Source organism: Pseudarthrobacter oxydans (assembly GCF_013314975.1).
Lineage (GTDB): Bacteria > Actinomycetota > Actinomycetes > Actinomycetales > Micrococcaceae > Arthrobacter > Arthrobacter oxydans.
This window is the reverse complement of the sequence record NZ_JABTYH010000059.1, coordinates 1-8,521: the sequence shown is the minus strand read 5'-3', so window position 1 is coordinate 8,521 and position 8,521 is coordinate 1. Positions and strand designations below refer to the sequence as shown.

General features: G+C 62.2%; 8 protein-coding genes and 1 pseudogene. 3 read left to right on the top strand and 6 right to left on the bottom strand.

Annotated elements, in window-relative coordinates:
• A partial coding sequence (locus HTS88_RS21600) for an aspartate aminotransferase family protein (RefSeq protein ID WP_217432822.1) occupies positions 1 to 1,278 on the top strand: 1,278 nt, incomplete at its 5' end.
• A gap of 196 nt (positions 1,279 to 1,474) precedes the next feature.
• Here HTS88_RS21600 and HTS88_RS21595 read toward each other — a convergent pair.
• The 3 genes and pseudogenes from HTS88_RS21595 to HTS88_RS21585 all read right to left on the bottom strand — a co-directional run.
• Positions 1,475 to 1,681 (bottom strand): annotated as a pseudogene (locus HTS88_RS21595) (hypothetical protein); the annotation flags it as partial.
• A 148-nt stretch (positions 1,682 to 1,829) separates the two neighbouring features.
• On the bottom strand, positions 1,830 to 2,750 hold the full coding sequence (locus HTS88_RS21590; protein WP_246256550.1) for an MBL fold metallo-hydrolase: 921 nt from the start codon (positions 2,748 to 2,750) through the stop codon (positions 1,830 to 1,832).
• 118 nt (positions 2,751 to 2,868) lie between these two features.
• Positions 2,869 to 3,579, bottom strand: a complete 711-nt coding sequence (locus HTS88_RS21585) for an SDR family NAD(P)-dependent oxidoreductase (protein ID WP_246256551.1) — start codon at positions 3,577 to 3,579, stop codon at positions 2,869 to 2,871.
• Between the two features lie 453 nt (positions 3,580 to 4,032).
• Here HTS88_RS21585 and istA point away from each other — a divergent pair, with 453 nt between their 5' ends.
• Both istA and istB read left to right on the top strand, forming a co-directional pair.
• Positions 4,033 to 5,250 carry an IS21 family transposase gene (gene istA, locus HTS88_RS21580; protein ID WP_174182186.1) on the top strand — a complete coding sequence of 406 codons (1,218 nt, stop codon included), beginning with the start codon at positions 4,033 to 4,035 and terminating at the stop codon, positions 5,248 to 5,250.
• Complete coding sequence (istB, locus tag HTS88_RS21575; RefSeq protein ID WP_174182184.1) at positions 5,250 to 6,038, top strand: IS21-like element helper ATPase IstB; 789 nt, start codon at positions 5,250 to 5,252, stop codon at positions 6,036 to 6,038. Before istA ends, istB begins: the two co-directional genes overlap by 1 nt.
• Before the next feature lie 22 nt (positions 6,039 to 6,060).
• Here istB and HTS88_RS21570 read toward each other — a convergent pair whose 3' ends face one another.
• The 3 genes from HTS88_RS21570 to HTS88_RS21555 all read right to left on the bottom strand — a co-directional run.
• Positions 6,061 to 6,306: a hypothetical protein gene (locus HTS88_RS21570; RefSeq protein ID WP_174182182.1), complete on the bottom strand. Its 246-nt coding sequence runs from the start codon at positions 6,304 to 6,306 to the stop codon at positions 6,061 to 6,063.
• A 385-nt stretch (positions 6,307 to 6,691) separates the two neighbouring features.
• Positions 6,692 to 7,861 carry an acetyl-CoA C-acyltransferase gene (locus HTS88_RS21560; RefSeq protein WP_174182178.1) on the bottom strand — a complete coding sequence of 390 codons (1,170 nt, stop codon included), beginning with the start codon at positions 7,859 to 7,861 and terminating at the stop codon, positions 6,692 to 6,694.
• On the bottom strand, positions 7,858 to 8,521 hold a 664-nt coding region (locus HTS88_RS21555; protein WP_174182176.1), incomplete at its 5' end, for a 3-oxoacid CoA-transferase subunit B. The genes HTS88_RS21560 and HTS88_RS21555, both read right to left, overlap by 4 nt.

The following is an 8,521-nucleotide window of genomic DNA, read 5'->3' as shown; positions in this document are numbered from 1 at the left end:
ACGATCCCCCCAACAAAAGGACGAGAAGTGGTAAGCAGCAGGTGTCTGGCAGGTCTCGTGCAGGAGTTTGAAGCGCGTACACCGCGATCCCGAGAAGTCGCAGATCGGGCACGCAGGGTCCTGCCAGGCGGTGAAACCAGGTCCATTACGTTCTATCCGCCGTATCCCGCGAGCATCACCAAGGCTTCCGGTTCGGTGATCACCGACGTCGACGGAAATATCTACTTGGACGTCCTGAATAACTACACGTCTCTGGTGCACGGGCATGCATTCCCTCCTGTCGTAGAGGTTGCGAAGGCTGCCGCGTGCGAAGGCGTCGTCTACCCGGCCCCTCATGAAGCACAACTGGATCTCGCCGAACACCTGGTTGCCCGGCACCCTGTAGCCGAGCAAATTCGCTTCACAAACTCGGGAACAGAGGCCACCTTACTTGCGATGCGAACTGCCCAAGCAGTTACCGGCCGAGACCGCTTCGTACTCTTTGAAGGCGGTTATCACGGCTCGGCTCCGCTAATCAGCGGCCCCCATCCGCAAGTCACCCGGGTGCCCTTTAATGATGCGGCTGCTGTTAAAGAGGCGCTGGATGACACCGTAGCTGCGGTTTTCATCGAGCTGTGTCTGGGTGTGGGTGGCGTGATCCCCGCAGAACGTGAATTCGTCAAGCAGCTCAGGACCATGACGCAGAGCGTGGGAGCGTTGTTGGTCGTCGATGAGGTACAGACATTCAGGGCTTCGTACGGAGGAGCAACCGAAGTGTACGGCCTGGAGGCGGACCTCGTTATTATGGCCAAATTGATCGGCGGCGGGTACCCGACCGGAGCCTTGGGCGGACCAGCGAGACTCTTACGCGTACTCGATCAGGGCACACCGGGCGCCATCAAGCATTCCGGGACCTTCAACGGCCATTTGGTATCCGCCCGGGCCGGACTCGTGGCGTTGGAACATCTCACGCAATCTGCCATCGACCAGATGAACGCATCTGCCAGCAAGCTGGCCGATGGGATTGAAGCGGCTGGCCGGGCAAATAGATTCCCCACGATAGTGACCAGATTCGGGTCAATGCTTCACGTGCATCTCCAGGAACGGCAGCCTAACAACGCGGGACAGGTCCTACCGGACCGTACTGACGTAGCAGCCTTGCACCTAGCGCTGCTACTGGAGGGAGTCTTTGCCGCGCCACGAGGCCTGATTGCCCTGTCAAGTGTTCTAACGGCTGATCAGGCAGATTCAGTAGCCGCTGCTTATGGGCGGGCTTTCGCACGCATGACATCCGACTGACCTTGACGCCCCAGGTCGATTCGCCAGAGGAAGCAAGTCGCCGCCTGCTCCTCGGGTCCGGAACCTACCTCTTTTGGTAGCCTCTGTCATCGCGCACGCCTCGGCGTTCTTGTAAGGGTCACACGCCGACCAGGTAAGTGAAGTCGGGCCGCGGAGCCCCGGCGATGACCAGTAGGCCGTCAGCACGATGTATTGCCTAATAAGCTGCCTTTGCCAGCGAATTCAGGTAAGCGGGGTAGTCCGTGTAGCGCTTGGCCCCGTTGGCCGGTTCGCCGTAGAACGCGGCCGGATCCATTCCATTTGGCGGAAGACCATCCTTCCAACGCCGGGCAAGATCAGGGTTGGCGATGGCGGGCCGGCCAACGACGACGGCGTCGGGGTGCCCGTCAGCGACGAGGGAGACCAGGTGGTACCAAAGCACTGAGTCGCCGCGAGCTTGAGGCTCATTTCCCGATGCTGACAGCTCTGCCCGTAGGCCGGAGACCTAAAGGCCACCTGCGCCCGACGCGAATGTCACGGCCGTTGGTTAGTTGGCCATGGAGGGCCTCAGGCTATGCCGGGAGGGGCGCGGCCGGCAGGCCCTCTATGAAGTGGGTGTGGCCAGATGTCCGCAGATACTGCAGGTGGGCAGCAGTTTCGCTGAGGGCCAGGCGTAGCTGGAGGTTACCCAGGGACTCAAATCCCCGGGACCAACTCAGCTTGGCGGCAACAGTCCAAACCGTCGGGTTTCTTTGGGCGCTAAGTTCCCGTACCACTTCTTCAGAACGCTGTAACGCCAGGGACTTCAGCTGGCGCACCCGGTCCTGGAGGCCCCTGAAGCGGTACTCATGTGCGGGCAGGACCTCGAAATGCGTGTCGGCCTCAATCCGGTCAAGTGACTCCAGGCAACTGCGCAATGGATCAGCGTCGCCTCGGATTTCCAAAGAAACGTTGGGCGAAATGCGGGGAAGCACGTGGTCCCCGCTAATGAAGATTTCCCGGGATTCTTCCCGGAGGCAGATGTGTCCGGGGGTATGGCCCGGCGTTTCTATGACAGCAAGCTCGAACCCGGGGATGGGCACTCTGTCTCCGTTACCGACCCGTAGGTCAGGGTCTGCCAGGCGCCGCATGTGGAGCAGGTCCTCAACGCTCATGGCAGCCTCGCCTACCCGGTCTTCCGGCACGCCCCAAGTCCGCATCCGGTTACGGTCGGCCTCGCTTTCCTCCGCAGGGTCTTCAAACGCGGAGATATATCGCTTCTCTTCCTTGCCCAGCGCCAGCCACGCGCCGGATGCGCGCCGGAGCCAGCCGGCCATTCCGAGATGATCGGTATGGAAATGGGTCGCCAGGATGCCAGAGACGTCACGGATGCCGACTCCGGCGGCCCGCAGGCCCACTTTGAGGTCGAGCCTTCCCTGTGGACTGTCAAAGCCCGGGTCGATCACCAAGCAGTCGCCCCCGTCGACAATGACATACGCGAGGGTGTAGCGCATGGGGTTCCGTGGGAATACCACCGGAACGGACCACAGGCCGTTTCCAAGGAATTCGACCGGTGGAATGACCTTGTTCAACCATGCCTGACGCTGGACTATGCCTGTGACTTCCACGGCATCAGCCCTGGGCTTGGTCAAACCATTGGAAGATCTGGGTGGCACCGCCGTCGATGACAAGATCCGCGCCGTTGATGCTCCGAGCGTCATTAGTCAGAAGGAAGCTGATCAAGGCGCCGATCTCGTCAGGATCAATTATTTTGCCGGTGGGAACTTTGTGCGGGACTTGGTCGCGGACCTGCTGAATGACCATGGGAGTGTCCACGACCCCGGGGCATACAGAGTTGACCGTTATGCCGGTACCCCAGAAGTCGACGAGCAACGATCGCGTGAGGTTCGAGAGTCCCGCCTTGGACGCGGCATAGCTGGGATAGGGATACCCGGTGGTCCCCGCGATGGAGGATACGTTGACGATGCGTCCCCAGTTTGCGGCCAACAGGTCCTCCGCAAATGCCCTGATCAAGGCAAAGGGTCCTACCAGGTTGATGTCGATGGCCCGGGAGAAGGAATCCACATCGTGGTCCAGCAGCATCTTCTGATCCAGAACCCCTGCAGCGTTGATCAGGGCATGAACCTCCCCCACGACTGCTTTGACGTCAGTCCTAAGGCGTTCGACGTCGTCCTGCCGAGTGACGTCCGCAGCGAACGCATGCGCTGTGAATCCTTCGATGCGAAGCTCGTCGACTGCTGCCTGGCAGCGCTCCAGATCAAGGTCGACACATAACAGCGTGTGCCCAGCCCGTCCCAAGCGCTTGTTGATTCCCCGGCACATTCCGCCCGCTGCCCCGCTTACCAAGACGTTGAGTCCACGTTGGGAGTTTCCAGTTTCACCTGGGTTTTGTTCCGCCATTTCTTTTGGCCCTCTCTGATCAGGCTCTAATTGAAAATTGGAGTTTGGGATAGTCGATGTACCCTGCGGGCCGACCGCCATACAGGTCGTGACATATCCATGAGCGCCGCACCCGCTTGAATTCGGCGTGGAAGGTCAGGGTGGCAATAAACAGGCCGCCAAGGTCGACGAGGTCTGCAACTCCTGCACCCGATGGCCGCAGCACCCGTCCGGGGAGCGTGGCCAAATGTCACGATGACCGGGCCATCGAAAAGGCTTCCCAATGCCGCGCTCTAAGTGCTCTCTTCCTCCGGGTCTGCGTCTGTCGGTGACGGTCGAAAAGTGGGCCATTGTGACGGTTGAAAACTGAGCCACCCGTTCCAAACGATTGGGTGGGTGATCACAGTGGAGGATTGGGCGCTTATTCGGCGGTTGCATCTGGCCGAGGGTGAGTCGATGAGGTCGATAGCTGCGCGGTTGGGTATCTCCCGGAACACGGTTGCGAAGGCAGTCAGTGCTGACAGTCCGCCAACCTATGTTCGGGCGCCGCAGGATTCCGGGATCAAGGCTGTGGAACCGGCAATTCGTGCGCTGCTGCTGGAGAACCCGCGGATGCCGGCGACGGTGTTGGCTGAACGGGTGGGCTGGTCTGGGTCCGCGGCCTGGTTCCGAGAGAACGTTGCCCGGATCCGGCCCGAGTATGCGCCGGCTGATCCAGCTGACCGGATCACGTATGAGCCCGGGGATCAGGCGCAGTGCGATCTGTGGTTCCCCGAGGTCCGGATACCCGTCGGTGCCGGCAAGGCCAAGGTGTTGCCGGTCCTGGTGATGGTCTGCTCGCATTCGCGGTTCATCATGGCCCGGATGATCCCGTCCCGGATGACCGGGGACCTGCTGGCCGGGATGTGGGAGCTGCTCGGATCCCTGGGTGCGGTTCCGCGGCGGCTAATCTGGGACAACGAAACCGGCATCGGCCGGCGGAACAGCTACGCCGCCGGAGTCGCGGCTTTCGCCGGTGTCTTGGCCACCCGAATCGTGCAGGTCAAGCCCTGTGATCCGGAGAGCAAGGGCGTGGTGGAGCGGGCCAACCAGTTCCTGGAGACGTCCTTCCTGCCGGGCCGGGTCTTCGCCTCCCCGGAGGACTTCAACAACCAGCTCGCCCAGTGGCTGCCGAGGGCCAACGCCCGGCTGGTCAGGCGGACCGGCGCCCGTCCGACGGACCTTCTCCCAGCGGACAAAGCGGCCATGCTGGCATTGCCACCGGTCCCACCGGTCACCGGCTTCACCGCAAGGGTCCGGCTCCCGAGGGACTACTACGTCCGGATGGGATCCAACGACTACTCCGTCCACCCGCAGGCCATCGGCCGGTTCGTCGACGTCACCGCCGACCTCGAAACCGTCACGATCAGTCTGGACGGCAGATCCGTCGGGACCCACTCCCGGTCCTGGGGCACCGGCCTGACCATCACCGATCCGGACCACGTTGAGGCGGCACGGGCGCTGCGGAAGGCCTTCCAAACCCCTCACCCGGTGGGCGAGACAACCGGGCTGCGGGACCTGGCGGACTACGACCGGGCGTTCGGGGTTGTCCTCGATGACGGGCAGGTCGCCTGATGTCGGCCGCCAAGGAAACCGTCGGCCAGATCGAGTACTACTCCCGGGCGATGAAAGCACCCCGGATCCGGGAAGCAGCAACCCGGCTCGCAGACCAGGCCCGTGAGACCGGCTGGACGCATGAGGAATACCTCGCCGCGGTCCTGTCCCGGGAAGTCGCGGCCAGGGAAGCCTCCGGTGCCGAGATCAGGGCCCGGGCCGCAGGGTTCCCCGCCCGGAAATCACTCGAGGACTTCAACTTCGATCACCAGCCCGGCCTCAAACGCGACACCATCGCGCACCTGGCCACCGGGGCGTTCCTCACCGAAGCGTCCAACATCGTCCTGCTCGGACCGCCCGGCACCGGCAAAACCCACCTCGCGACCGGTTTGGGCTTACGGGCCACCCAGCTCGGCCACCGGGTTCTGTTTGCCACCGCGATTGACTGGGTCGCCCGGCTCCAGGCAGCCCATCAGAACGGCAGGCTGCCCCAGGAACTGGTCAGGCTGCGCCGCTACGGCTTGATCATCGTGGACGAAGTCGGCTACATCCCGTTCGAGCAGGACGCCGCCAACCTGTTCTTCCAACTGGTCTCATCACGCTACGAGCACGCCTCGCTGATCCTGACCTCGAACCTGCCCTTCGCCCGCTGGGGAGACGTCTTTGGTGATCAGGTCGTCGCCTCGGCCATGATCGACCGCATCGTCCACCACGCCGAAGTCATCACCCTCAAAGGCTCCAGCTACCGCCTAAAACACACCCAGGTCGATTCACTGCCCTCGACAAGACCGGAAAATACGGCAGAATAACCAGCGTCAAGTGGCTCACTTTTCAGCCCACGAAATGGCTCACTTTTCGACCATCGCTGACAGCGTCGAGAGAGCCCAATCCCTGATTCAACCAGGTGAAGGTATGCCAGGCCTCGTCGGTTGGAGCTGGCACCAACGCCCAGTAGAGGCTCCGCTTGTCCGGATCAAAGACGTCCGTACAGCTGGACGACGCAGAAATACGCACCCCAATGCGGTTGGCGGTGATCTCAACGCTGACTGCATCGATCACTTCCTGGAGGGATCGCATGCGTGTTCTGTACTGATCTGCCGTGCCCGTCCGTCCGTTGGCGTTGGAGTTTTAAGAACTGGTCAAAAAGGTAGCCGTTTGCCGCGTGCGGTTCCACACGGTCGAAGCTGGCCCTCAGGACGCTGCCTGGGACCACAAAACCGCGGCCCCCTAATAAGGCGCGCCGCTGGGGACCATGGGGCGCCACCCGGCCTGCTCATCTGAAAACAGCCCCGGGACCGTGCATAGGAAGCACCCTATGGAATACCACCGTGCCCTCTTGGAATCAGCAATTTAGTAGACCCGGCGCTGGCCCCGACTCTCGGGTGCGTGTTGCGGATCCGCTGCCAGCACCGGGAAAATAGGAGTCCCTGCCCCAGGAAGCAGGCCTCATGGGTGGAAGGTTCTAAAGCGACCTGAGAATGACTGCGGATCCTTGGCCGCCGCCGCCGCAAATTCCTGCAGCGCCCAGCTGTCCCGGTCCCAGCTCGGCGAGTTGGCGTGCCAGTGTTCCAATGATGCGGGCGCCTGAGGCGCCGATAGGATGTCCAAGTGCGATGGCACCGCCGCGGGTATTGACGATGTCTGGGCTGACCCCAAGTCTCTGTGCCGAGCGGAGGGAAACGGCAGCGAATGCCTCGTTAATCTCTACCGCCGCCAGTTCCTCTACCCCGCTGTTAATGTTCTTGAGCGCGGTCAGAATCGCGTTCGCCGGCTGGTCGTGCAGCCGGACATCTGGTCCGGCCACCAGAGCGTGCGCTTCCACGATGGCGATGGGTGACAGGCCCAGACGCTCTGCAGCTGCTTGGCTTACCAGAACCAACGCAGCTGCCCCGTCCGTGATCTGCGAGGAATTGCCGGCAGTTATTGTCCCTTCCTTACTGAAGGCCGGGCGGAGTCTTCCCAATGCTTCTGCAGTCGTCCCGGTTCTTACGCCGTCATCGTCAGAAACTACGGTGTCTCCGGTGCGTGATGCCAAGGTATAGGGGGCGATTTCTCCAGCGTGGAATGCCGCATGTGTTTTGGCACGCTGGTGTGAGGACGCGGCCCACTCATCCTGACTGGCCCGGTCCAGGTCATAGGCTGTGTTCCCATCTTCCGTGGAAAGCCCCATGGAGCGCCCTTCGAAGGCGTCAGTCAGCCCATCAAGCTCCAGCGTGTCCACGACTTCCAGGGCCCCGTACTTGTGCCCTGCCCGGGCATTGAACACGTGGGGCGCCAACGACATTGATTCCTGCCCTAGGGCTACGACGACGTCCGCCTCACCGCGGTCAATCAGCCGTTCAGCAGCAACTACAGCTTCCATCCCCGAGAGACATACTGCGTTCAGAGTAAGTGCCGGAACGCTGAAGGGGATGCCGGCCGCCACGGCAGACTGCCGGGCGGGGTTCTGTCCAGCGCCGCCCTGCAGAACGTGTCCGGCAATCACCCTCTGGACCTCTTCCGGATCCACGTCCGCGCGGTTCAGGGCAGCTGTAATGGCGTGGGCGCCAAGGGCCGTGGCAGGTACGGAGGCAAAGCGGCCGTTGAACCGTGAGAACGGGGTCCGGGCATATCCGGCGATGTACGCGCTCATGCGTCAGCGCCAATTCGCTGGGACGGGGTCGCCGGATTGGAGGAAGACAGGGATGTCTCCGCGCCTCCCGCGCCGTCCAGATCGGGGTCCACGCTAAAAGGGGCCGCCGTCAGTTCCCTGATCTCCGCGACAGTATGACCTGGCGCCGTCTGCCGCAGGACCAAGCCCCCGTTCACGACGTCGAAGACCGCCCGGTCGCTGATGATGCGATCGACTACGCCCACGCCGGTCAGGGGAAGGTTGCATTCTGTAACGATTTTCGGGCTGCCATCCTTGGAAACATGGTCAGTAATCACGATTACCCGCGGCGTACCTGCTACCAGGTCCATCGCACCTCCCATGCCCTTGACAAGCTTGCCGGGTATGGTCCAGTTGGCCAGGTCGCCTGACCCTGAGACTTGCAGGGCGCCAAGGATAGCCGTCTGCACATGTCCGCCGCGAATCATGCCGAAGGAAACGGCAGAGTCGAAGAAGCTGCCACCGGGCAGTACCGTGACTGTCTGCTTCCCGGCATTGATGAGGTCCGGGTCTTCCTCCCCTTCATAGGGAAAAGGCCCCATGCCGAGCAGGCCGTTCTCGCTTTGCAGTGTCACCCGAACACCCTCGGGCAGATGGTTGGCGACCAGGGTTGGGATACCTATGCCCAGATTTACGTACTGG

Coding starts and splice junctions, on each gene's coding strand:
- istB (WP_174182184.1), top strand. CDS start 5,250: ATGTCGGCCGCCAAGGAAACCGTCGGCCAGATCGAGTACTACTCCCGG.
- HTS88_RS21590 (WP_246256550.1), bottom strand. CDS start 2,750: ATGCGCTACACCCTCGCGTATGTCATTGTCGACGGGGGCGACTGCTTG.
- HTS88_RS21560 (WP_174182178.1), bottom strand. CDS start 7,861: ATGAGCGCGTACATCGCCGGATATGCCCGGACCCCGTTCTCACGGTTC.
- HTS88_RS21585 (WP_246256551.1), bottom strand. CDS start 3,579: ATGTGCCGGGGAATCAACAAGCGCTTGGGACGGGCTGGGCACACGCTG.
- HTS88_RS21570 (WP_174182182.1), bottom strand. CDS start 6,306: ATGCGATCCCTCCAGGAAGTGATCGATGCAGTCAGCGTTGAGATCACC.